The organism is Vibrio cionasavignyae, from assembly GCF_050337155.1.
GTDB lineage: Bacteria > Pseudomonadota > Gammaproteobacteria > Enterobacterales > Vibrionaceae > Vibrio > Vibrio nomapromontoriensis.
Genome location: NZ_JAKJSR010000023.1, coordinates 32,597 through 56,913, shown reverse-complemented (window position 1 = coordinate 56,913; position 24,317 = coordinate 32,597). Strand labels below are relative to the sequence as shown.

27 protein-coding genes are annotated in these 24,317 nt (G+C 47.5%); 9 read left to right on the top strand and 18 right to left on the bottom strand.

The window, feature by feature from the left end; all coding sequences use genetic code 11:
* Nucleotides 1-6 precede the first annotated feature (6 nt).
* The 6 genes from flgH to L4D74_RS18285 are packed head-to-tail and all read left to right on the top strand — an operon-like array spanning nt 7 to nt 5,703.
* The gene (gene flgH, locus L4D74_RS18310; protein ID WP_428753832.1) at nt 7-681 is read left to right on the top strand and encodes a flagellar basal body L-ring protein FlgH; all 675 of its coding nucleotides are present in this window, start codon (nt 7-9) and stop codon (nt 679-681) included.
* On the top strand, nt 681-1,802 hold the full coding sequence (locus tag L4D74_RS18305; RefSeq protein WP_428753831.1) for a flagellar basal body P-ring protein FlgI: 1,122 nt from the start codon (nt 681-683) through the stop codon (nt 1,800-1,802). The genes flgH and L4D74_RS18305 overlap by 1 nt, the downstream gene beginning before the upstream one ends.
* 9 nt (nt 1,803-1,811) lie before the next feature.
* The gene (locus L4D74_RS18300) at nt 1,812-2,357 is read left to right on the top strand and encodes a rod-binding protein (RefSeq protein ID WP_428753830.1); all 546 of its coding nucleotides are present in this window, start codon (nt 1,812-1,814) and stop codon (nt 2,355-2,357) included.
* A complete protein-coding gene (gene flgK, locus L4D74_RS18295; protein WP_428753828.1) occupies nt 2,354-3,727 on the top strand; it encodes a flagellar hook-associated protein FlgK in 1,374 nt (457 codons plus the stop codon). Before L4D74_RS18300 ends, flgK begins: the two co-directional genes overlap by 4 nt.
* Nucleotides 3,728-3,736: 9 nt before the next feature.
* Nucleotides 3,737-4,636: a flagellar hook-associated protein FlgL gene (gene flgL / locus L4D74_RS18290; protein ID WP_428753924.1), complete on the top strand. Its 900-nt coding sequence runs from the start codon at nt 3,737-3,739 to the stop codon at nt 4,634-4,636.
* A gap of 29 nt (nt 4,637-4,665) precedes the next feature.
* Nucleotides 4,666-5,703, top strand: coding sequence for an MlaD/PqiB family protein (locus L4D74_RS18285; RefSeq protein WP_428753826.1), 1,038 nt, complete (start codon nt 4,666-4,668; stop codon nt 5,701-5,703).
* 107 nt (nt 5,704-5,810) lie between these two features.
* Here the strand turns inward: L4D74_RS18285 and L4D74_RS18280 are convergent, their stop codons facing one another.
* From L4D74_RS18280 to L4D74_RS18195, 18 genes are all read right to left on the bottom strand, one after another.
* Entirely contained in the window at nt 5,811-6,104 is a 294-nt protein-coding gene (locus tag L4D74_RS18280) for a hypothetical protein (protein WP_428753825.1), read from the bottom strand.
* Nucleotides 6,105-6,227: 123 nt separating this feature from the next.
* On the bottom strand, nt 6,228-7,217 hold the full coding sequence (locus tag L4D74_RS18275) for a flagellar motor protein MotB (protein WP_428753823.1): 990 nt from the start codon (nt 7,215-7,217) through the stop codon (nt 6,228-6,230).
* Nucleotides 7,217-8,074 (bottom strand): flagellar motor stator protein MotA, encoded by an 858-nt coding sequence (gene motA, locus L4D74_RS18270; protein ID WP_428753821.1) that lies wholly within the window; start codon nt 8,072-8,074, stop codon nt 7,217-7,219. The genes L4D74_RS18275 and motA overlap by 1 nt, the downstream gene beginning before the upstream one ends.
* A gap of 9 nt (nt 8,075-8,083) precedes the next feature.
* A complete protein-coding gene (locus L4D74_RS18265) occupies nt 8,084-8,812 on the bottom strand; it encodes a FliA/WhiG family RNA polymerase sigma factor (RefSeq protein WP_428753820.1) in 729 nt (242 codons plus the stop codon).
* Between the two features lie 8 nt (nt 8,813-8,820).
* On the bottom strand, nt 8,821-9,309 hold the full coding sequence (locus tag L4D74_RS18260) for a flagellar basal body-associated FliL family protein (RefSeq protein ID WP_428753819.1): 489 nt from the start codon (nt 9,307-9,309) through the stop codon (nt 8,821-8,823).
* A 22-nt stretch (nt 9,310-9,331) separates the two neighbouring features.
* Entirely contained in the window at nt 9,332-10,402 is a 1,071-nt protein-coding gene (locus L4D74_RS18255) for a flagellar hook-length control protein FliK (RefSeq protein ID WP_428753818.1), read from the bottom strand.
* Nucleotides 10,403-10,405: 3 nt separating this feature from the next.
* Entirely contained in the window at nt 10,406-10,729 is a 324-nt protein-coding gene (locus tag L4D74_RS18250; protein WP_428753817.1) for a LafD, read from the bottom strand.
* Nucleotides 10,713-11,099, bottom strand: coding sequence for a flagellar export chaperone FliS (fliS, locus tag L4D74_RS18245; protein ID WP_428753816.1), 387 nt, complete (start codon nt 11,097-11,099; stop codon nt 10,713-10,715). Before fliS ends, L4D74_RS18250 begins: the two co-directional genes overlap by 17 nt.
* Nucleotides 11,100-11,117: 18 nt before the next feature.
* A complete protein-coding gene (gene fliD, locus L4D74_RS18240) occupies nt 11,118-12,455 on the bottom strand; it encodes a flagellar filament capping protein FliD (RefSeq protein WP_428753814.1) in 1,338 nt (445 codons plus the stop codon).
* A gap of 452 nt (nt 12,456-12,907) precedes the next feature.
* Nucleotides 12,908-13,726, bottom strand: coding sequence for a lateral flagellin LafA (lafA, locus tag L4D74_RS18235; protein ID WP_428753812.1), 819 nt, complete (start codon nt 13,724-13,726; stop codon nt 12,908-12,910).
* 290 nt (nt 13,727-14,016) lie between these two features.
* Complete coding sequence (locus tag L4D74_RS18230) at nt 14,017-14,829, bottom strand: diguanylate phosphodiesterase (RefSeq protein WP_428753810.1); 813 nt, start codon at nt 14,827-14,829, stop codon at nt 14,017-14,019.
* The gene (locus tag L4D74_RS18225; RefSeq protein WP_428753809.1) at nt 14,822-16,915 is read right to left on the bottom strand and encodes a flagellar biosynthesis protein FlhA; all 2,094 of its coding nucleotides are present in this window, start codon (nt 16,913-16,915) and stop codon (nt 14,822-14,824) included. Before L4D74_RS18225 ends, L4D74_RS18230 begins: the two co-directional genes overlap by 8 nt.
* A gap of 95 nt (nt 16,916-17,010) precedes the next feature.
* Complete coding sequence (flhB, locus tag L4D74_RS18220; RefSeq protein ID WP_428753808.1) at nt 17,011-18,138, bottom strand: flagellar biosynthesis protein FlhB; 1,128 nt, start codon at nt 18,136-18,138, stop codon at nt 17,011-17,013.
* The gene (fliR, locus tag L4D74_RS18215) at nt 18,135-18,911 is read right to left on the bottom strand and encodes a flagellar biosynthetic protein FliR (protein WP_428753806.1); all 777 of its coding nucleotides are present in this window, start codon (nt 18,909-18,911) and stop codon (nt 18,135-18,137) included. Before fliR ends, flhB begins: the two co-directional genes overlap by 4 nt.
* Nucleotides 18,911-19,180, bottom strand: a complete 270-nt coding sequence (fliQ, locus tag L4D74_RS18210) for a flagellar biosynthesis protein FliQ (RefSeq protein ID WP_250618800.1) — start codon at nt 19,178-19,180, stop codon at nt 18,911-18,913. Before fliQ ends, fliR begins: the two co-directional genes overlap by 1 nt.
* A 15-nt stretch (nt 19,181-19,195) precedes the next feature.
* Nucleotides 19,196-19,936: a flagellar type III secretion system pore protein FliP gene (fliP, locus tag L4D74_RS18205; protein WP_428753922.1), complete on the bottom strand. Its 741-nt coding sequence runs from the start codon at nt 19,934-19,936 to the stop codon at nt 19,196-19,198.
* Between the two features lie 57 nt (nt 19,937-19,993).
* Nucleotides 19,994-20,362, bottom strand: coding sequence for a flagellar motor switch protein FliN (fliN, locus tag L4D74_RS18200; RefSeq protein WP_428753804.1), 369 nt, complete (start codon nt 20,360-20,362; stop codon nt 19,994-19,996).
* Entirely contained in the window at nt 20,359-21,192 is an 834-nt protein-coding gene (locus L4D74_RS18195; protein ID WP_428753803.1) for a FliM/FliN family flagellar motor switch protein, read from the bottom strand. The genes fliN and L4D74_RS18195 overlap by 4 nt, the downstream gene beginning before the upstream one ends.
* Nucleotides 21,193-21,580: 388 nt before the next feature.
* On the opposite strand from L4D74_RS18195, the gene L4D74_RS18190 reads away from it, so the two are divergent.
* The 3 genes from L4D74_RS18190 to fliE are packed head-to-tail and all read left to right on the top strand — an operon-like array spanning nt 21,581 to nt 24,315.
* A complete protein-coding gene (locus L4D74_RS18190; protein WP_428753801.1) occupies nt 21,581-22,579 on the top strand; it encodes a MotY family protein in 999 nt (332 codons plus the stop codon).
* Nucleotides 22,576-23,946 (top strand): sigma 54-interacting transcriptional regulator, encoded by a 1,371-nt coding sequence (locus tag L4D74_RS18185; RefSeq protein ID WP_428753799.1) that lies wholly within the window; start codon nt 22,576-22,578, stop codon nt 23,944-23,946. Before L4D74_RS18190 ends, L4D74_RS18185 begins: the two co-directional genes overlap by 4 nt.
* A 12-nt stretch (nt 23,947-23,958) precedes the next feature.
* On the top strand, nt 23,959-24,315 hold the full coding sequence (gene fliE, locus L4D74_RS18180; protein WP_428753921.1) for a flagellar hook-basal body complex protein FliE: 357 nt from the start codon (nt 23,959-23,961) through the stop codon (nt 24,313-24,315).
* Nucleotides 24,316-24,317 lie beyond the last annotated feature (2 nt).

Sequence of the window (24,317 nt, the reverse complement as noted above, 5' to 3'; positions counted from 1 at the left end):
TTTGACATGACATGGCGTTCAATATTGATCACTGCAATGCTATTGCTCGGCGTAACCGGATGTTCTGTCCGTCAAGAGTTCGTGCCGCCAGAGCCCGACGAGCAAAAATACGCTCCACCAGTGCTTAACTACGATTTACCAGAAGCGGAGGGCGGCAGTCTGTATCGCCACCGCTATAACTTAACCTTGTTTCAGGACCGTCGAGCATACCGTGTCGGTGACATGCTGACGATTTTGCTTGCTGAAGAAACGCAATCCAGTAAGAAAGCCGATACCAAATTTGGCAAATCGTCGAGTGTAAACTTTGGAGCAGCCACCATTGGCGGTAAAACGCTGGATGAAACCGCGGTTGGTCTCAATGGTGACCGTAATTTTGATGGCTCCGCCGCCAGTTCGCAGGGCAACAGCTTGGAAGGGGCGATTACCGTCACCGTACATGAGGTGTTGCCTAATGGCGTATTGCGAGTCAGTGGAGAGAAATGGATTCGCCTTAATCAAGGGGACGAATTTATTCGCGTAACAGGGATCGTGCGCATTGATGATGTCGACCGTTACAACCAAGTATTTTCCCATCGTATTGGTGATGCCCGTATCACTTACTCAGGACGTGGCGCATTAGCCGACAGTAACTCAGCTGGGTGGTTAACGCAGTTCTTTACCAGCCCATGGATACCTTTTTAATGAATCGACAACAAATAATGTGCACCACGCTGTTTTTGGTGCTGACACTAGGCATGGTGACGACGACAAAAGCAGAGACGCCGATTCCAATTATGGACTTGGTGGATGTGCAAGGCATCCGCAACAACCAGTTGGTCGGCTATGGTTTGGTGGTGGGATTAGACGGTCAGGGTGACCGTAACCAAGTCAAATTTACCGCTCAGTCCATCATGAACATGTTGCGTCAATTTGGCGTACAAATTGATGATGCCGACAACCCAAAACTGCGTAATGTGGCGTCGGTCAGTGTCACGGCGATGGTCGATCCAATGGCGGGGCCGGGACAAGCCTTAGATATTGTCGTGTCTTCTATTGGTGATGCGAAAAGCCTGCGAGGCGGCACGCTTTTACTTACGCCATTACGCGGCGTCGATGGAGAAGTATACGCAGTCGCACAAGGTAACTTGGTGATTGGTGGTGTATCGGCAGAGGGTCGAAGTGGTTCGAAAATTGCCGTGAATACGCCAACCTCGGGACGCATTCCTAATGGCGCCATACTAGAGCGAGAAATTCCATCAGACTTTAATAGCCGCGACCAAGTCACTTTGCATCTGCGCAAAGCTAGCTTTACCACGGCGAAAAATATTGCTCGTGAGATTAACGCGACGTTTGGGCCAGATGTCGCCATTGCGGTGAATAAAGCGCGCGTGGATATGCGTGCCCCACAAGATACTCAGCAGCGAGTCACCATGATGTCGATGTTAGAAGAAATGAGTGTGGTCGAAGGGCGTAAGCCTGCGCGTATCGTATTTAACTCTCGTTCTGGCACGGTGGTGATTGGTAAAAATGTCAAAGTTAGCGAAGCGGCAGTGAGCCACGGTAATTTGACAGTGACCATTTCCGAGTCACAACGAGTAAGCCAACCGAATGCGTTTGCCGATGGCGACACCGTCGTTGTTGACCAATCAAAAATCGATATTAGTGAAGACCAAGCTCAAATGGTGATTTGGCCGCCTGGCACTGAGCTAAATACCATTGTGAACGCCGTGAACAGTTTAGGGGCTACCCCAACGGATTTGATGTCTATTTTACAGGCGCTGCACGAAGCGGGTGCGCTTAACGCAGAACTTGTCGTGATTTAGGAGAGCAGTATGAAGATAGATACGACGAATTCGGCGATGAAAACGCAAGTGCTGTATCACGACAATGCGGCGTTAGCGAACATCAAGCACAGCACGGATTCTCAAACGGCACTCAAAGAAGTCGCCGGGCAGTTTGAGGCGATGTTCTTGCAAATGGTGCTGAGACAAATGCGCAGCAGCAGCGATGTGCTTGCCGATGAAGACAGCCCATTTTCATCGCAGCAACAAGGGGTATTTCGAGATATGCACGATGGCCAGCTGTCTATTGAGCTAGCCAGAAAGCAGCATTCCGGTATTGCCGACATGCTGGTTAAGCAATTGAGCCCCTCTCATGCAGAAGTGCAGTTCGATACCAACAGCGCGTTGGCCATGGCGTCTGCGAATGATCTGGAAGCAAGCTCACAAGCCCTGCCGATAGAGAACAACAAAGTTGCCTCTGAGGTTAATGCGCCACCTGGCAAGGTCGCCTTTACTTTGCAATCACCGCAAGAGTCTGCCACCACGATGGCATTTTCCCAGCCTCTCATGAGAACAACGGAGCGTGAGCTATTATGAATCTCGTTAACATTGCGTTATCTGGCATGAATGCCAATCGCGTTGCGCTTGATGTGACGGCGCAAAATGTGGCCAATATTAATACCCCAGGCTACAGCCGTCAGCAGGCGATGATGGCGTCCGTCGCTGGGGGAAAGTACAACGCGACTAGCCCGGGCATGGGGGTCGAGGTCACCAGTATTCGCCGTGTTACCGACCAGTATTTAGTGTCTCAAACATGGTCGACTAGCAGCGCTGCCAACTACTCAGCCAGCTACATGAGTAGCATGAGCCAGCTCGAAAGCATGCTCGGTGCTGATGGCTTTAGTTTGAACCAAGGATTGGACTCTCTGTTTGCCTCGCTTAATGATGCGACCTCAAAGCCAGAGTCCACACCACTCAGACAGCAAATTATTAATGAATCTGAAGCACTGGCTCGCCGTTTTAATACCCTGACAGAGTCCTTGCATAATCAACACAAAGATACGCACGAGCAGAGAAATGCCGCAATTTCTCATGCCAACAGTCTTCTGGCCAATATCGCAGAAGTGAACAAACAGATTGTTGAGACCAATGGTACAGGCGGCAATCCTGCTCAACTCATGGATACCCGCGATAACCTCATTGGTTCGTTGTCGGAAGTGATGGCCGTGAAAACCACGAATCAACCCGATGGCAGTGTGCAGGTATCACTTGCCTCTGGGCAGCCTCTCGTCTTAGGCGGTGATGCAGGTTCAATTACTGCGATTCCAGATGCCAGTGATCCGTATTTAGCTCAGCTGCATATAAAGTTTGGTCAACAAACTTTTGCCACCAACGGCGATATTGGCGGTAAGTTAGGCGCACTGCATGAATACCAAATCGACGTACTCAAACCTAATCAAGATGCCTTGAATGACATGGCGATGCATCTCGCCGATGAATTTAATACCACGTTATCGGCGGGTTTAGATCTCAATGGCAATGCGGGTAAGCCTTTGTTTACCTATGACCCTGCCAACCCAGCAGCCAGCCTTTCTATCAGTGATATCAAAGCCGATGAATTGGCCTTGTCTGGCGATGGTAATCCGGGTAACAGCGACAATTTAACCGATCTTATTGCTATCAGTAATAAACCAGTAGCGGTGTCGGGGTTTGGGTCGTTATCACTCAATGATGCTTTTACCGCCATGATTGGTGAAACGGCGATTAAAGCCCGCCAAGCCGAGTCTGATTATCAGGCGAAAAACGCTATGAATGAACAAGCTGTTGCAGCGCGCGATAATGTGAGTGCGGTGAGTAGCGATGAAGAAGCGGCAAACCTGATGACGTTTGCCAATGCTCATAATGCCAACATGAAAGTGATCAGCACTGCGAATCAATTGTTTGATTCCGTGCTGCAACTGTTTTAAGGAGCAATGATGAGAATCAGTGATACCCAATTTAGCCAAATGATGCTGCAAAGCTTGCAGTTAAATAATGCCGGTTTAGGCAAAGTGATGCAGCAAATGGCAACCGGGGATAGGCTCACCAAGCTATCGGATGATCCCATGGCGTCGATCAAGTTGCTCAACTTAGAGCGAGAGGGCAGCGCCATTAATCAATATCATCGCAATATTGCCAACGTTAAAACGACGCTGTCGAGTCAGGAAATTCAACTTGATTCAGTGACAGAAAGCTTACAAAGCATGAGAGAACTCGTGCTTTGGGGTTCCAATGGTACGTTAACCGATGAAGACCGTGCTGGCATGATCACCGAGCTTGAAAGCTTGCGAGACTCTGTCGTGTCTTCGTTTAACGCTCAAGATGAAGAAGGGCACTTTTTGTTCTCTGGGACCAAAACGGATACCGCGGCGGTGTCGAATTCAGGGGCCGGTTATACCATTGATGGCAATAGCGATAAGCGGGTTGTGACCGTCGCCAAGGGCGTGACGATGACGTCCAACATGACGGCACAAGATATTCTTGACCTTGGTGGAGGCAGCAATGTTCTTAATCAAATTGATGCACTCATTGTCGAATTTAAGAACCCGAGCCCAAATTTTAGACCTGAAGTTGATGCCAGCCTTGCGGCGATCGATGATAGCTTGGGTAACGTATTGGGGGCGATGACCGAAATTGGTGGGCGTCATAATAATCTCGATTTACTTGATGACGCACACAGTGAAAGTCAATTATTTGTTGATAAGGTCACCAGCGACATCTCCGCTCTGGATTATGGAGAAGCCTCGGTACGCTTAAGCAATTATATGGCGGCGCTGCAAGCCACGCAGGCCAGTTATGTGAAAATCAATGATCTGTCATTGTTTGATCGAATTTAACGCATGAAGAGTCAATTAGGGAACGTAATATGGCAGTAAGCACCGTGGAAGTAAGACCGCATAGTATTAAATTAAGCGGGCAGGAAACCACTAATATTGCGCCATCCCAAGCGTCTGAACCCAGCTCGTCGCTGTCTAAACGTTACCTAACGCCCCAAGCGAATATGACGCCTACGTCCTATTCGCTTTCTGGTATTTTGCTCACGCAAGGCCAGCAACAGGCAACATCGGTACAAATCGCTGATAAAGCGCTGCATAGTGTGGGGAAAGAGCTGACTCAGATAAAGCGCACGTTAACTCAGGCGCTTAACCAAGGGGCGTCTCCCGCTCTGACCAATGTACTATCTCGGTCAAAACACAATATTGAATCAGCGTTAGAGCAGGCACGTTTTGATGATAAGCGTGTCGTGGATAATGAGCTTAAGCTGAAATTAAACAGTGCGGATGTTAGGCACTTTTCTATTCCTGGCTTAAACGTCAACAGAATGAGCGACCGCACTGAGCAGGTACGTCTTGATTTTTCCGGTCACGGCACGGTTATCATGCAGTTTGATGGACAATCTCAGGGTGATCGCACCGTTAAGCAATTGGATCGAAATTTGATTCCAATGGGTATGCGAGCAAGCCTTGCTCAGGATGGTAATATCGTGTTTCAAGCACAAGAGTCCGCTTACCTTGCGATGCAGCAACAAGTTAACGTTACCGGACAGGGACATCGTTTCCCCGCAGGTCAAGCGAACACGTTTACCGTAAAAGCAGAGCCAGATGGCATCGCTGAACTGCGTTTTGATTTGGGTTCTCGCGAGGGTATTAAACAGTCTATTACCACCGTGAATCAGCACCTTCAGCAAGCCCAATCTAGCCTGAGAGAGAGCAAACAATTCCAGTCTCAACTTAACGCGCAAATGTCGCGACTTCAAAGCCAATCCAACCTTCCCTCAGCCAATCAGGTGAGTGGTTCTCTGGCGCAATTTAGCCAGCAATCCAATGATTTCACCAGCACCTTCCAAGCCCTCAATGCCCAAGCTAACGTGCGCCGCCACACGGTTGTGGCGTTGTTGAAGTAGTGACTTAACGGCGATGCTCTATTTTTTTTCCTCATAATCCTCAGTATCAGTATCAGTATCAGTATCAGTATCAGAGCAGCTTACCTATCGTAATGAGTAAGCTGCCCTCACACCAAAAAGAAAAAATACAAAAAGCAGATAAATGCCAACAGAGTAGCAGAGAGGGTTGGGTAGATAATGTAACCATCTCGTTGTCGGGTGCGTCTAAAGCACAGTGAGCTGAGGAGTACATTGTAGATGACCAGCAACAGGCTGATACCGGTTCCTGCTCTGAGTGATAGCGTTGCGAGCTGACTTAAGAATAGGGCTAAGAGTGCATAATCGACAATGACCAACCACAAAAACGCCTTCTTTAGCGGGTCTGGGTGAGACGCTGCAATATGTGGAGGGGTTTGGTTCATAAAGACTCAACTTAAACTCATCAATAGGCGACCTATTTAGGGTCGGTCACCTTCATTCATAACAAACTCGTGTCGATTGCTAGCAAGTCATCATAAGCATAGAACTTGTTAGCAATAAAACCATTAGAGAGGTTGAGGGGTTATAGGGGGAGAGGTATCCACCGAATAACCAATCGTCTCGTGTCTGAATACGGGTTGATTGAACTTGGCCTTTTGTCGCGCTTTATTTAGCTCGCTGGTCGGTTGCTCGCCAAATAGGGTGCTAATGACCTGAGCTGCGGGTGTGGTGAGAACAAACAGCTCGATGCGTCTATTTTCGCTCGATTTGGGTTCTTCTCGGTTTAGCAATGCCCGGTCCGACATGCCGGTGACTTGCAATACTCGCTGCTCTGGCATGCCTCCTGCGACAAGGGTTTGCCTTGCTCGATTGGCGCGGGAGGAAGACAGCTCCCAGTTTGATGAGTCACGAAAGGCTTTTTGATATTGCGTGGCATCGGTATGACCACTAATAATCATCGGGTTTTCAACGCGGTTAAAGATAGGCGCTAAAGCCAGTAATAAGTCTTCAAAAAATGGCGTTAATGTTGAACCACCTCGTCGGAACATATTTTGTTTGTAGTCATCTTGCAGCACGATCCTTAGGCCTTGTGGCGTGACCGTGATGTCGACATTACCTTCGGCATTAATCTGACGCATAGCGTCATTGATGACCTTGGCAAGGGTGGCGAGACGCTCCTGAGTATCAAATGTGCCGTCAATCAGCGAGTCGGATTCGGGCCCATCGCGATCCCCTTGAAAAAAAGAGCTCACCGTATGCACCGAATCATGACGGCTAGCAACAGAGGAGTCTGAAGTCAGATCGATAGGCGAGATACTTTGTGAGGTATCAAAGAGGTTACCTGTACTCTTATCAAAGACACTGGCCATTTGTAGGTGAGCGACAATCGCTTTTCGCTCTTCTTTATCAACGACTTGCATCACCCATAATACGAGAAACAGAGCCATGAGTGCGATCATAAAGTCGGCGAATGCGACTTTCCATGCGCCGCCATGGAACTCTTCTTCATGGCGGCGGCTTGAGCGCCTAAAGACAACGTGCTCTTGTTTTTGCATTATCCCTCCTGTTCAGCGAGCCACCTCTCCATTTGGTTGAAGGTTGGTTTGATGTCGAGCTGAATGTGTTTGCGGCCAGCGTCAATGGCGAGCAGTGTTGGCTTTTTGGCAACGTACGCCACTAGGGTGGCGCGGATGCAATCAAAGGCTGACATGTCTCGTTTTACGCGCTGAGCCATGGCGTTACTCGCTGGGTCTAAGCAGCAATAACAGCCAAAAATTCCTAAAAATGTGCCCACTAGAGCCGCGGCAACGTGATAACCAATCATCGCGATTGAACCATCAATGGCCTGCATGGTGATAATAATGCCGCCAACAGCTGCCAAGATGCCAAAACCTGGTAGGGCTTCTGCAGTTCTTTGCATCGAACGTGACGGCAGAAGAAGGTCCGCTTGTATGGCTTCGATCTCTTGTTCTAGTAGCCCCTCTAATTCATGAGGCGACATTTGTCCCATTGCCATTAAACGTAAATTGTCGGTTATGAAAGAAACGAGGCGATAGTCACGGCTAACCAGTGGGTAGCGGTTAAATAATGGGCTTTCTTCTGGATTTTCAATGTGCTTATCCAGCGCTTTAAAGCCGCCGCTGCGCACGGTTTCTAACAGGATTTGTAGTAGTGCCATCAGCTCCATGAAAAAGGCTTGCTCTTCTTTATGGGGTGATAAGATAGAGCGCAGTTGGAGACGCATTTCTTTGAGTACTTGTGGTGGGTTACCAATGATCAGCGAGCCAACCGTTGCACCAATAATGATGAGGAATTCAGCCGGTTGCCAGATCGCCATTAGGCTGCCTCCAGCCCAAACGTAGCCGCCGAAGACACACATCAAAATGATGACCGCGCCCATAAATTTTTGCATAGGTGACTCCTAAGAAGATAACAATTGATTGAGTTGCTTGAGAGCTTGCTTGTGAAGCTGACAGATGCGTGGTGGCGTTAAATCGAGTACTAACGCAATTTCGTGAAGATTCATGTCGTGTTGGTAAAACAGGGTCATGAGAAGCTGTTCACGCTTGGCCAATTGACCTAGTGCGACTTCAAGGCTGCGCCGATGGTGTTCATGTTGAGTGGCGTCATAAGCAGAATGAATGTTACCTTCAAGACCACTATCGAGCAGTTGATCGAGGCTTTGCATTTCTCCTGCCATGGAAGCATTAAGACGAGCTAAGTAATCCGCTTGGTCGGTACCCAAAGCGCTGATGATTTCTTTGTCTGTGGGCAGGCGACCTAAAGATTTGGTGAGGTCACGCGTGATGTCGTTGAGTTCGTGGGCTTGCTGACGGGTTTTACGCGAGCGCCAATCGAGCCGACGTAATTCATCTAAAATCGAACCACGAATTCGGCATACGGCAAACGCTGGAAATTGACTGTCATCGATATCGCCATAACGTCGCCCCGCTTCCAGTAACCCAATAAGTCCAATTTGCTGCATGTCTTCTATGCTGCAATGGGTGGTGGCGTGATGACGCAGTTGGTTAACAACGCGCTTCACTAAAATCTGATGCTGACTCAGCAACCGCTGCTCATCAATAGGTACTGAGGGGGATTGAATCTCTTCCTCAATGCCATAACTGTCCCTGTGATTCATATCCAACATAACATCACCTACTGCACGACATATTTAGTCAGGAGCACATCGTCAATATCGCGGACGAGATCCGTTTTCTCGAACGCGCCAAGTACAGTCACTTTGACTTCATCTTGCAGCATCGCTAATGCATTTTCGCCGTGCAGCTCCTCATAGGTTTTTTGGCTAAAGAGGTTGAGCATGGCGTTGCGAACCACTGGCATGTAGTCATTTATATTTTCCATGCGCTCTGGGCGACGGGTTTCAATGGCGAGCTCTAGCATGACAAAGTGAGTTTGCTTCTTTCCTCTCACACTGAGAACTAACTTATCAAGCGCTTGAAAGCTTGGCTGTAGTTGACGCTCTGGCTGATTATTAAATAACTCCGATAGCCATGAATTACTGGTCAAGGTGTCGTTTTTTTCTTGCTGTAGGTACCACGCGGTGCCAAAAATCGTCCCGCCAGAGACTAATGCACTGCAGATAATGGTGGCGATAAAGAGAGCAAAAATTTGTTGTTTGGTCATGACCTATTTCCTTATGAATGCACTAGGCGTGAATGTTGAGCCAGTGGCCAGAAGATGAGTGTGATGAGAAACTCGTCGGCTGCTCATTTCGTTCTCGCGCGGCGAAGATGCCTACCTCTTCATCGCGATTTGGTGTGTTGGAAGAAGGGTTAGGGTTATCACCAGAACCGACTTGCACCTCGACTTGCAGAATATTTTGTTGCTGCAATTCACTGCGTAGCCGATCAGAAACTTGCATTAACGCCTCGCGCGTGGCCGCGGCATTGGCGTTAATTTGCACACTGAGCCTATCGCCCTCGACTCTAACGGTTAGGTCGAGCTTGCCTAAATCAGGTGGGTCAAGTCGAATGCGTGCCTCTTGTAAGTTTTGCTGGGACTGCAAGGTCACTCGGTCATGCAGTACCTGAAGCATCTGCTCTCCCCATTTCCCAGCTTGAGTATCAATACGGACATTGGCCCACTGCGCCGTACTGGTTTCTGTATTGCTACTGACTGCAGGCGGCGCTGGAGAATGCGTGGCTGACGGGCTACTAGCTGCGGTTGCCGTCATTAGTAATGAAGGAATGTCATTGCCTAATGCTGACGTATTGAGTCGCGAGTGAGCCAAAGTCGTAGCATGAGCCTGTTGTCCAATTGATGCTTCAAAAGATCGCTCTGTAGACTGACTAGGTGTGCTTACTCTGGCATCAATAAGTGGACTAACTCCCTGTTCAGAAAGGTGAGCTTGAGCCTGCATAGCACCGTTTTGAACGGTACGGCTTTGTGTAGCCAGTGTCATATTACGTAGCGCGTTCGGTGGTGCGTGAAATGCTCCGTCACTGGGAGGGTGAGGCGTGGGCGGCAATGCCATGGTCAATGGTGGTACTAGTGTATCTGCGGTGGCATTCATTGCTATCGCGTCGCTAGGCAGCGCATCCGCTTCGTTTGATGATGACGGTTGTGTTTTTTTGTCGCCGACCAATTTTTTGAATGACGCGGGCGGGTTTTGTCGCGCATTTTCTTGGCTTGATGGGGCGATAGAGCGCTCACCCTCAGTTCCGCGATGCGGCGGCGTTTGAGTGGTGGTATTTGTTGCAGAAGGTATGGTTACCATGGGTTACTCCAGACTCATCGCCAGTTGGTAAGCTTGCGCCCGTTCTTTTTGCTCATCGGCTTCACCAAGCTGTGTTTTTAACGCATTGGTCGCTTCGGATAGCGCAATAAATGCTCGTAAGTGCGCTTGTTTTGCCCGCTCTATCTCAGCGGCTAAACGTGGGTCTTGGCGGCCTCCCTTAGTAAAAGGATCATGGGTGACCAAAAGCTCCCTAAGCTGCAAGTCATAGCGCTGAAGGGTGGGCCAGTCTTGTGTTTTTGTTGCGATTTCAATGAGTTGACTTAGGTGCCGAAATCGTTCAGGGGACACCTTATGCGTGTTTGCCAAAATTTAGCCACCCCTCTTTGATTGTGTCCATGACGCGCTCAACGTTCGTCAATCTGTCAATATCGTTGTTGACGCTTGCCTGATACAGTTCGACTTGGCAAAAGTCATAGAGCTGATGGAGATTTTCGGCAATTTCACCGCCAGTATCGGGATCGAGCGCACTGTCGAGTCCGACCAAAATGTTCATGCTTTTGCTGATGCCTTGACCTTTTTCAGCGAGTCGACCTGCCGTGATATGACCGCGCACCCGTTCTATTTCATCGAGTAGCCCATCAATGAGCATTACAACTAATTGATGAGGGGTAGCAGCTGCTGCTTGTGCATTGAGATCGACTTGTTGGTATGAGTCGTAGCCAGAATCCATTAGCATAATTGTGTTCTCCGAGTGCTAACCAAACATGCTCATGGTTTGGTTCATTTGATTCATGATGGTGTTCATCTGCGTAAATTGTTTTAGGTAGCGGTTGTAGGTCATATCGTATTTTCTATCGAGCCCAGCTTGTTTATCGTCGATGCGATCGAGACTTTGTTGTAGGCCATCTTTTCGTCCTTTCAGTAGGCCGGATGAAAAAGAAAGGTAGGGGTCAATCATGTTGTCGATATTATCGAGTAGGTTGTTTTTGCCGTTAAACATGGCTTCAAGAGCAGCACCGTTGGTTTTTTGTGCTTGTTCGAATTTATCTGAATCGAGGGTCATTTTTCCGTAACGGTCGATTTCCAGTCCAACTTGGCTCAATCGTAGCCCTTCATATTCGCCGCGCACTAAGCCACTTAATTGACTCTCAATGGAGCGTAATGTGGCATCGCCCGCTAAGACACCGCGTTCGCTATCTTCTCCACCGATTTGGGTGTACTGATCCAGAGTGGAAACAAGAGTGTTATAGGCATCGATAAATCCATTAACTTGCTCTTTTGTGGCTTCAGAGTCCGCCCCAATTTCCATGGTAAGTGGTTGTTCTCCGCTGCTTTGTGCTTTCGTGACTGTGAGGTCAACCCCGTCGATGACACCAGTGAAAGTATTGCTGCTGTTTTCTAGTTTCAGCCCTGAATCTTTGGCGCCGAGCCAGATCACTGCATCTTGTGGACTGCTGATGGTATTGGTGTTGGTAAAGGCGTCTTCAAACCATGTTGCGCCTGTTGCGGATGCGGACACATTGATGGTATTGGCAGCGCCAGTTTCAGTACCTGACAGCATGAAGTGGGTTTGACCATTTGAGCGTACCAGTGTGGCATTGACTCCAGGATTATTAGGGTCGCTGTTAATCGCAGAGACCAAGTCACTCATGGTCGCGGTGCCACTGCCATTGGTGTCTAATGTTGATAGATCGATCGAGAGGCTTTCACCGTTAACGGTAAAATCTAATGTGCCTGTGGTCGGGATCACTGTGTTCGCATCGAGATCGGCAGGCATACTGGTTGATAACTGGTGCGTTGTTGCAAGTTGCTCAACAAAAATTTGGTAACTGCCTTGCAGTGCATTGGCGTCAGCAGTAGCAGAAAAAAAGCCATCTTGAGAGACACTTGCGCTATTTTTTATGATGCTTGAACCGGCTTCATTCATTGCCTCAACGGCGGACCGAAAGTCGCTTAGTGCCGTTTCAACCTTTCCCCATGCGGCAACTTGCGCTTGAAAGCGAGCGGCCTGGGCTTGATAGCGCTGCTGAAATGGTTGAACCTCTAGCGCGGCGAGCTGCTGTGCCATTGTGGCTGGATCAATCGAACTCATTACTGCTCCTTAGTATGGTCTATAGCCGTTTTATCGAACAAAGCTATGAAGGGTTAAATCAAGAACTATGCCACGCATTCATGTGTTATGAATCAATGGGTTAGTTATCTTATGTTTTGATTGCGGAAGGCCAGTTTCCAGTGGTGTGGTTCCGCATTTCCACTAAAATAGCTTCTAGCTTCTAGCTTCTAGCTTCTAGCTTCTAGGTTGTTATGTTAAGGCGACCAAGGTGTGTGCGGGGTTTAACGGTTATGGTGAGTATTGTGGAAGAGTGAGATCTTGCTTCACGATGTGGTGTTTTAATCAGTGGGATGTGCAGCGTGATTGGTGATTTAGGACGATAAAAAACCTCCCGAAGGAGGTTCTAAAGGACGGATGAAACGTTAACAAAGGAACATTCATCTTATCCACAATCAGTCATACGTTAAAAGGTACGGCTGATTAGGATGCGATTAACCTAGTAGAGACATTGCCATACCTGGTAGTTGGTTGGTACGAGATAGAACTGTCGTACCCGCTTGCATCAACATTTGGTTTTTCGTCATGCTAGAAGACTCTACTGCGAAGTCAGCATCGGTGATGCGACCTTTCGCCGCTGATAAGTTTTCGCTCATATTCATCAGGTTAGTTACTGTGTGCTCAACACGGTTGACGTTAGCACCTAGTGCTGAACGTGCGGTACCGATAGTTTCGATGAGGCTTTGCATGCCAGCTGCAGAGCCTGCCGCATTAGCTCCTAGTCCACCAATAGCGGTATCAATAGCACCAAGTTCAGTCGAAACATCTACAGAAAGTGCATCTGCTGCTGTTGTACCTAATTGAAAGCTAACTGCTGCTGCACCTAGACCACCGCCTTTTAGTAGTGCTTGACCACCAAAGTTGGTATTCGTCATGATTTTGCCCATTTCAGCGCTAAGTGCTGTAAATTCCGCATCAAGTGCTGTTTGGTCTGCTGCAGTGTTAGAGCCGTTATCGGCTTGTAGTGCAAGGTCGTTCATGCGTTGAGCGATGTTTGTCATCTCATCAAATGCACCTTCAGCGGTTTGCATCATCGAGATAGCGTCTGCGCCGTTACGCATTGCCACTGACATACCACGAGTTTGTGTATCTAGACGGGTTGAAATTTGCATACCTGCTGCATCATCTGCCGCAGAGTTGATGCGGTAACCCGTGCTCAGACGTTCCATCGCTGTGTTTAGTAGGTCATTTGTTTTCGTTAGGTTGTTTTGGCTAACTAACGAAGCGTAATTAGTGTGCATGGTAAGAGCCATTGTCATTCTCCTTGAATTACTATCAATTTGGGACATTCGCCCCGCTCACTAACAAGAGGCGGTCAGTTAATTTCTAGGATTAACTCAAAAGTGAAAAAAATAGCCAAATTGTTGAAATTGGACGTGAATGTGTGAGGTTGGTTCAAGTGAAAGGAGGGTAAATTCGGTTTATGGGCATAGAGCGGTTCCTGGTGCCTAGCTCCTAGAGGGGAGGAGGAGAGTTGAAAGTGGGTCGACATTATTCGCTTTCGTTGACGATAATTATTCGTCCCACATGCTCTCCTCGAACCTTACATCACTTCATTATGCGCATCGCCAAACGATTTAAATGACATGGCAGTGGGTAAGTCACTGAAATAGCCAAAGTAATAGCTCGCCCCAAGTCGTTTGAATTGCGTTAACTCTTCTTGACTGCAGATACGGCCTGCCACCCATTTTATTTTATGTAGCCGACAAAAACGTACTAATGGTAATAAGGCGCTGCGATCTTGTTTACTCTCAATTGTAACTGCGACTTTAAAGGCATCAGGTGCGAGTGGCAGCAAACGGTCGAGTTGCATTTGTGATGGTGAAATATCAAACCACAATGCGTAGGCGTATTCTTTGAGCGTTTCGCTGAGTGGTTGAGTATCGGGATGCAGCGTACTCGTCTCACTTAATTGCAACGAGGGGATGATGTGATAAAACGCACCAGCATGAAAACGTATGATCTGTTTTAGGAAGAACTGCCCTTGTTGCCACAGCAGCGCATCGTGGCTGATGGGAACGACCACATTGCTGATGAGATCAGGGTGGAATGTTTCAATCTGGAATTTAGTTTGTCGCACTGCCAAATATAAGCTGTAGAGATCCAAGCAAAATCGCATGGACGTCGACAAATCGAATTGATAAACACTTTGCTCGCTATGACTGCCAAAGCGCAGAGTAAGATGCTGATATTCAATATCTCCACTATTGGTGTCTCGAATCGCCTGACAGGCATGATGAATGTCGTTGGCTTCGAACGCAGAAAATATCAACTGGTCGTCTTCCGTGACGACGTGCTGACTGATCAATTGGCTGAGATAGTAATACAGCGCTTGATTTGAAGTGAGATTATCCAAGGTTTCCTACCACATTTATCTGTTTGTTATCTGGAATTTCGTTATATGACAGTACCGCTAATCCTTGTGAGAACGTACGTGCATAGCGAGCGAGCAAGGGTCTTAATTGCGGCATCACCAATAAGATTGGCGCCAGCCCTTGTTGTTTAAGTTGCTGTTTGATTAACGGCATATTTTGTTGGAATTGATTGAGAATATTTGGCTCAATCGGGAAACTATCGAGCATGACAGTGCCGCTGGCTTGCGCCTGTTGCAGGGAGGTCATTAACATCTGTTCCAGCTCATCGGACAGCGCATACACATTTAAGTCTTTACGTTGACCCGCGATCAAATTCACTAATGTACGGCGCAATGCGCAACGAACATCAGCGGCGAGTAAAATCGGGTCTTTAGTGTTGTCAGCCGATTCCAGCATAGTATTGGCAATGGTGCGAATATCTTTAAGGGGTACCTGATCGACAAGCAGTTGCCTGTACACCTTTAATTGTTGTGACAGGCTTAATGCTGCACTTAATGCTTCGCAAAGTTTAGGAGCTTGTTGGCTTAAGCGCAGGTTCATTGCATCGACATCATCGTGATTAAACAGCTCGGCAAGATGGGTTTTCATTATTTTACTGATATGAGTGGCAATCACGGTCGCATCGTCTACTACCTGATAACCCATATTAAGAGCTTTGGCCTTGTCTTGATGTGTTATCCATACCGCTGGTAAGTGATAGGCGGGGTCACTACCCAAAATGCCGTCAATTTCTCCATAGGTTTCGCCCACCGCAATGGCCATTAATCGGTCAGGCTCGATCAAGCCTTCTTCAATGACTTCACCATTGAGAGATAAGGTGTATTGGTTAGGTTTGAGGTTTAAATTATCTCGTATGGCGACCTCGGGTAACAAATACCCCACCTGCTCGGAAAGGTTTTTTCGTACGCCACGGATGCGTTGTGCCAGCGGTGCACCTTGCTCTTTATTAACCAAATGAACCAAGCGATAGCCTAGCGCTAGCGATAGACTGTGGACATGGGGAATATCTTCCCACGCCAATGCAATATCGGGGTTGTCGTGCATGGCCTGAGAGATCGCTGCGACTTCATCAAGCTGTGGATCGACAGGAGTCGACTTGGACTGTCGCCAGCCAGCAAACCCGAGCGCTGCAGCAAAGGTAAAAAAGGCCAAGTGAGGCATACCGGGAACCATGCCGATGATCAGCATGACGGTTGCTACCGTGAATAAGGTCGACGGAGTCGCAAGTAATTGCTTTTGCATGGTCTCAGCCATGCTATTTTCGCTGTCGTTAATACGAGTCACGATGATAGCGGCTGAGGTTGCCAAGAGTAGAGATGGAATTTGTGCGACTAGGCCATCACCGATGGTGAGTAAGGCATAGGTTTTAAAGGCTTCTGAGGCGGCAAGACCGTGCTCAAATACCCCGATACTGATACCACCAATAATATTAATGAACAGAATCATTAAACCGGCAATAGCGTCACCGCGAACAAACTTTGAAGCGCCATCCATTGAACCGTGGAAGTCGGCTTCGTTTGCCACTTCTTGTCGACGTTGTCTTGCCGATTCTTGATCGATGAGACCTGCGTTAAGATCGGCGTCAATGGCCATTTGTTTGCCGGGCAGTGCATCAAGGGTGAAACGCGCGGAGACTTCCGAAATACGCTCGCCACCTTTGGTGATAACGACAAAGTTGATGATCATCAAAATGACAAATATCACCATACCGACCACGTAATTGCCGCCGATCACGACCTCACCAAAGGCTTGAATAACTTTACCTGCTGCATCGCCACCTTGATGCCCTTCCAAAAGGACGATACGGGTGGAGGCGACATTAAGCGTTAATCGCATGAGTGTCGCGATAAGCAAAATGGTCGGGAAGATTGAGAAGTCCAATGGTCGTTTTGCGGTGGTGCTAACCAGCAGGACTAAGATGGCAAGAACAATATTGAAGGTGAACAACGCATCCAGCAATAGAGGTGGAAGTGGCAAAATGACCATTGCCAGAATCATCAGCAGCACGACAGGGATACCAATGTACCCTTTGCTGGTTCGCTGAAGTTGTTTGATTCGGTTCAACATGAAGGTTCCTTTTTCTCTATAGTTGGCGGTGAGAGATAGTTGGCGATGAGTGATAGTGGTGTACTGCACTCAATATAAATGCCGTAATTTCAACGCTAGTGTTGTAAATGTTTTGGGATCGAAAACTGCGGTATCGGCAGCGGTTTCTCTCCTGCTCCACGGCGAAATGATCTCAGCTGCATGACGTAGGTCAGGATATGTGCGACCGCAATGTAGAGCTGACTCGGTATGGCTTGTTCTATCGCAGTCGTGTGATAAATCGATCGTGTCAGGGGCGGTGAGTTTAAGATCTCCACCTGATTTTCACGTGCGATGCGCTGGATGTGCATGGCGGCTTCATCAATGCCTTTTGCCACCACAAATGGCGCATCCGATAGGCTGGTGTCGTATTTTAAAGCCACCGCATAATGCGTAGGGTTGGTGATCACCACATCGGCTTTCGGCACGGTTTTTTCTATTTTACGACGCGCAAACTGTTGCTGTATTTGTCGAATACGTTGTTTGACCTCAGGTCGACCCTCATTATTTTTGTACTCTTCTTTGAGTTCTTGTTTGGTCATTTTGAGCTGTTTTAGGTGTTCCCAGCGTTGATAGGGAATGTCGATGACACCGAATATCAACAGTGCCACCCCCATCAATAGTAAGCCTTCGAATAAAATGGTCATCACCATGGTGACACCTTGGTTTAGGGTGAGCTGTTGCATGCCTAACAAGTGTTGAAGGTTACTGTTGAGGTAGCTGTAGAGCAGAGCAAAAATGACCGAAACCTTGAACGTTGATTTGAGCAACTCGGCCAGTGAGCGGGTAGAAAACATGCGTTTAATGCCAGACAGCGGACTGAGTTTACTGAGCTTTGGTTGGACATTTGCCGGGCGAAACATCCAGCCACCTAAAATCAGGCTGCTGGCAACCGCGACAATTACAATAACTAAGAACATGGGCAGCAGCATGTCGATTAGGATCCCCAAGCTATGACCGAGTTGCTCAATCATTTGCATTGGATTATCAAGATCCTCGCGAGTCAGGCTCATATTGAAACGAAAAATACCGGAAATATGCGCCCAAATACTGGGCAGTTGGCTGTTAAAAAACAGCGCTACGGCCAGGAAGATAACTGCGGAGGAAAATTCTTTGGCTCGCGGAATTTGTCCCTCTTGGCGCGCTTTTTTTACCTTCTGCGGTGAGGCTTTTTCTGATTTATCTTGGCTAGATTGTTCGCTCATACGCCCCCCACAACAAATCCATTGAGATGGCGAAGCACCTCATGAACCAAGGCGGTATAGCGACTTGGAATACCCGTAACGGTGAGCAGGATGCTGAATAGACCAAGCAGCATGGTCATCGGAAAACCGAGCGCGTAGACATTTAAGCTGGGTGCGGCGCGATTCATCACACCAAAACTGATATTGGCGAGTAACATTGAAACAATAGCAGGCAGTGCGAGCGCAAGAGCGGAAGCAAACATCCAGCCAAATAGCCCAATTACTTGATTGAGCGCGCTCATGCTGAGACCAGAGCCTACCGGCCAAATCACAAAGCTTTGTACGAGAATATCAATCACTAAAAGGTGTCCTTCTAGCGTTAAAAAAAGCAGGGTGGAGAGCAGTAAAAATATACGCCCTAGAATCGCGACCGACAGCCCGTTTACCGGATCATTCATGATCGCCATGCCTAGCCCCATTTGCATGGAAACAATTTGTCCAAGCATGGTGAAAATAGTAAAAAACAGATGCAAAATCAGACCGAAAAACACCCCCCATAGCGCTTGCTCAAAGGCAAGGAATAAGGATGTCATAGAAAATAATTCGACCGCAGGCATGGGCGGCATAAGGGGCGCGGTAATGACGACGATGGACAGCGCGAGTAAGCTGCGTACCCAAACCGGAATCAGCGCATCACCAAAAAAGGGTAAGGACAGGAATGCCGCCCCAATGCGAAAAAACGGCCACCATAGCTGCCCTAGCCATTGTGATAGATCGGCAAAGGTCAGGTGCATTAGCCAATCATCCCTGGGATGTTGTGGAACAGGTAATCGAACAATTCCATGATTTTTCGTAACATCCAGTGGCCAGCAAAAATCACCATTAATAAGGTCGCCAGCAATTTAGGTAAGAAGCTTAGCGTTTGCTCTTGTATTTGAGTTGCTGCTTGAAAAATAGCAATAATCAAACCTACACCTAATCCCGGCAGGACCAGCACCATCACCATGTTGATGATAAGCCAGATGGCATTAGAAAATAGCGTGACGGTCATTTCTGGGGTCATAGGTTGTCCTTTGCGCTATCCAAAGCTGGCCGAGAGTGTGCCAACGGTCATCGCCCAGCCGTCCACTAATACAAAGACCACAAGCTTAAAAGGCAGAGAGACAATGAGTGGTGAAAGCATCATCATCCCCATCGCCATTAGGACACTAGCGACGACGAGGTCTATGATGAGGAACGGGATGAACAGCATGAAACCGATTTGAAATGCGGTTTTGAGTTCGCTAATGACAAAGGCCGGCAAAATCACCGCAAAGGAAATATCTTCAATATTTTGATTCAGCGGCTCGTTGGCGATACGCAGCATTTGCTCTAGCGCGTTTTGCTGGGTTTGTGCCAACATAAAGTTACGCACAGGTTTTTCTGCGGTGGAAAATGCCTGCATCAAGGTGATTTCACCCTGATCGTAAGGTTGAAAAGCATTTTGATAAACGTCGCTCCAGACAGGGCGCATGATTAAAATACTTAGGCTAAGTGCGATGCCGACTAACACGCGATTAGGCGGGCTTTGCTGCAGACCAAGCGCTTGTCGCAAAATGGCGAGGACGACGATGATCCGTGTGAAGCTAGTGGCCATCAAAATAAATGCCGGCAGAAAGCTCAGCGCGGTCATGAGCAGTAAAATCTGTAACTTGACGCTATACGCTTGGTCGGTCTGTCCATCATTGACAGTTAGAAAGGTTAATCCGTTGTCAGCAGCAACAGGGAAACTGATTAAGCTCACCAGTACGATGAGCTTCCAAGGGAGATGACACAGCAAGGTAGGGAGGCGTTTTAGCGATTTAATAACCTTGTGAGTAAGCGGATGAGACACTAACTATTGCCCCATTGTTGTTAGTGTGGAATCCACTACGTCGATCAGCTTTAAGCCGTATTTGTCATTGATGACAACGACTTCTGCGTGCCCCATTAGTGAGCCATTCACTTTCACATCAAGAGGCTCACCATTGAGCTTGTCTAGCTCAATAACACTGCCTTCACCAGCACTCATTAGCTCACCTAACGCGATTTCTTTACTGGCGACTTCAAGGGTGACGGTGACAGGAATACTTTTAAAGAAGCTGAGGTCACGTTGGGCTGAAACTGGTGCAGCAAGTGGTGCATCCGTGTCAAAGCCTTCTAGCTGAAAGTCATCAAAGCTTAATTCGTCCCCATCAAATGCATTTTGTTCAGGCGTATCGCTCATGAGTTACTTTCCTTTTCATTATTTAAAATTAAGACCAGTTGTCCGTCTTGCTCTGCGACACGACCGGTAAATAGGCGCTCTTTTCCAATATGGACAGGGACGCTAGAGAGTAAGTTGATAGGTAAAATATCGTCGGGTTGTAGACGTAATACTTGAGTTAATGGCAGTTGAGTTTTACTGAGTTGTACATTAAGCCGCACAGGCGTTGCCTGCAGTGCATGTTGAAAGTCGCTGGCGATATGAGGGTTGGGCGTGAGGGACAGTTCATTCACAAGTGTTTGCACTAACATACTGTCGAGCTGAACGATAAGGTTAGCTTTCATATCACCAAGGGTTGGGTGGCAGTAAGTAATGGACAGGGTCGCAACAATCCCTATCCCTTGATGAGGGGTTGCTTCACTGGGATGCCAGTGATCTATTGGAGCAATCCAAGCGCTGATTAATTTTGCGATTCGTTCCTGAAGCCTTAGGTCACTGGCAGAGAGAGCTTGAGTCGTTCGCTCAATGTTCGCGCCATAAAACTGGTCGGCTAGGTGGATAAGTAATGTGCTGGAGAGATGGATAGACAGCTGTCCACCAGTTTCATGCTGTAAAGCACTGATGTTCTCGAAATCCTGATGTTTATGGCTGTCACTGCTAATCGTGATCGCTTGAATGATAACATCTACATTAGATGAATTGAGCCAAGATTGTATGGCTTGGCGCAAGGAGTGACGAGAGCGCTTAAATTCGTCTTCCAGCTTATTTTTTACTCGATGAATCGGCTTTCCAAGAAGCTCGATATTGAGTGATGGTACGTGATCTAATGTTAAAGAATGCTCAGAATCCATAATATTTCCGAAAAGTGATTGAGATGCTGATATGGCTAAATACTAGCCTCTCAAATTAATAACTAGCCGTTATTGTTTTAGTCTACTCTGATTTTTTTATATCTTTTTAGTCGTAAAATTTAAATTTGTGAGCTTGGTTCATATGTTTGTTTATGCATTATACAAGCATCTTTAAATAAAAAATAAATAGGGTTAGTTTGTTTAAATAATAAATATTATAAAAATCTAAATATAGCGACTATCTATCGAAGCCCTCGATTATGTTTGCTTCGAGCATGGTGTTGCACGATTAAGATTTTGTTTTGAAAGATATAAATATAGTTTCTTTTTGTGTGCCGATATTTACTTGAATATATGAGCCTAGTTACATGTCAGAATTGGTATTGATATGAATAGTAAAGTTATTCGTAATGATGACTTCAAATTAATTACTTTTTTGCAAAGTCTACTTGTGAGGAAGGTGAATAATTCATTCCGGGCGGAAGGGTTATTTCCGCTAGTGGTTTTCTGCATCGTTATTTTTTGGGGCAATGTCTCATTTGCTGCTAAAAATAACATCCCAATGGATATGGTAAATTGGCAATTTGTTCAGAGTGAATTTAAATGTCAGCTACGTTACTCATTATCTAACTCGGAATATATTTCTTTTGTCGCCGAGCCGAATAGCGCGATGGCACTGATAAAAACGCATGTGAATTACCCTCAAGCAAGGTTGCTACAAACTTCTCCGCCTTGGCAGGCGCTAGCGTACTCCAATACGATTTCAACGTCTCGCCAAACTTCATCGGGTATGGTGGAATTTCGTCATGGTATCGACGCTTTTTTGACAGCGTTTGCTAAAGGGGCGTGGATGCGCTTGGAGTTTGGTCACGAGCGTGACCAAGGTGAGCTTTTAGTCAGTGAAGGCGTTACCGTTCCTTCGGTACGAATCGAGCAAGCGTATAGTCAGTTCAACGATTGTCGCGCAGCATTGCCGAGCATGTCTTATGAGCAAGCTCGAGATGTTGAATTGAGTTTTCGTGTTGGGCAACGAGTACTTGACGCCTCGCAACGCCAAGCGCTGAAAGCGATATCGAGCTATATCCAATCTGACAAAACTGTCCAGCGAGTGTTGATTGATGGACACACAGATAATCTGGGCTCCTCAATGGCGAATCTGCAACTCTCGCGGGTACGTGCCGATGATGTGGCCAGCCTCTTAACTGAGTTTGGCACACCAAATCCGTTAATTGAGGTGAGAGCACACGGTGATCGCTATCCCGTGAGTAGTAATGCGACAAAAAGTGGTCAAGCCAAAAATCGACGAGTGACCGTCAGAGTCATTCGTCAGTCTGTGAACACATTGACGCCTTCTCAGGATGAGAAGACGGGGGTGACATTGAAATGAATAAGGATATTTTACTCGTTGAACCTTGCGACAATGATGCTCGACCGATTATTGATGTGTTGCAGCAGCAGGGGTTCCTCGTACGTCATGTTCGAACGGGGCGAGCAGCATTATTGGAGCCGACGGCGGCGATCAGTTTAGTCAGTTCAAACCTACCGGATATGAGTGTCCGTGAGTGGGTGGTGTGTCAGCAACGTAAGGCGAACGCAGGCGTTGCTATTGCTATTGTTGAACAGGATCAAGGCGTGCTCGCTGCTGAATCTATGAAAGCGGGTGCCACGGATTATCTGTTGCGCCCTTTTGAAGCGATGCAGCTAATCAACTTACTCAATCGTGTCGAAGCGATGGAAAAACCCATGGCCAACATTGTTGCGGAGTCATGGCGTAGCAAGCAGGTGTTGCAATTGGCTCATCGTGCGGCGTGCACCAGCGCCAGTGTCTTGATTTCAGGTGAGTCAGGGACGGGTAAGGAAGTGCTTGCGCATTATGTGCATGACCAATCTCCTCGAGCATCCCAGCCTTTTATCGCAGTGAACTGTGCGGCGATACCGGAGTCAATGCTGGAAGCGGTGCTATTTGGTCATGTTAAAGGCGCATTTACCGGGGCGTCAGGCTCTCAGAGCGGTAAGTTTGAAGAAGCCAACGGCGGCACGATTTTATTGGATGAAATTGGTGAAATGTCACCGGCGGTTCAAGCTAAGTTGCTTCGCGTGTTACAAGAGCGAGAAGTTGAGCGGGTTGGCAGTCATAAGTCTATCAAACTCGATATTCGTGTGATTGCCGCGACCAATAAAGACCTGAGAAGTGAAGTGCAGAAAGGCCAGTTCCGGGAAGACCTTTATTATCGATTGGATGTGCTGCCGTTGTATTGGCCACCACTTCGTGAGCGTCAGGAAGATATCTTGCCGATTAGCCAATTTTTTATCAATAAATATAAAGAGAAGGCGGCTTGCCATCTTTCTGAAGATGCGCAACAAGCGCTTTGTCAGTATCACTGGCCAGGCAATATTCGTGAATTAGAAAACGTTATTCAACGTGCATTAGTGATGCGTCACGGCGATTTTATTACTGCCCAAGATCTGATGCTTCCTATTGAACTTGCGGTATCACCACATTCACTCTCTGCCCCATCCCTGTCAAATACCGAGACGTCTACTCATAGAGCAGCGAGTGCTTCTTTCGGACACGTGGAAGTAAAAAAACAGGCAGAGTTCCAATTTATCCTAGAGCAACTGCGTCAGTTTGGTGGTAATCGAACTAAAACGGCGAACGCGATGGGTGTTTCAACGCGTGCGCTGCGCTATAAGTTGGCGGCAATGCGCGAGCAAGGAATTGATCTGCAGTCGGCATTAGGCTCGGCTGCGTAAAGGAGAAATATGATGGCAATGCAACCTATCAATAGCGCGGTCTCGGCGGAACAACTCATGCTGACCAAGCTTCAATCGATGCAACAACAAATACAACCAGACTTTGTGGTGTCATCAAATCCTGTTGATGTGCAGCAATCCTTGTCACCTTTATCTTTTTCGACGGCGATGAAAGGAGTGTTGGATCGGGTTAATGAGCACCAGTCATTGGCAAGCAGCAAAATGACGGCCGTCGAAACTGGACAAAGTGATGACTTGGTTGGAGCGATGGTCGCGAGCCAAAAAGCGAGCTTATCATTTTCGGCCCTGATGCAGGTTCGTAATAAAGTCGTGTCTTCATTTGATGAAATCATGAAAATGCCGGTGTAGAT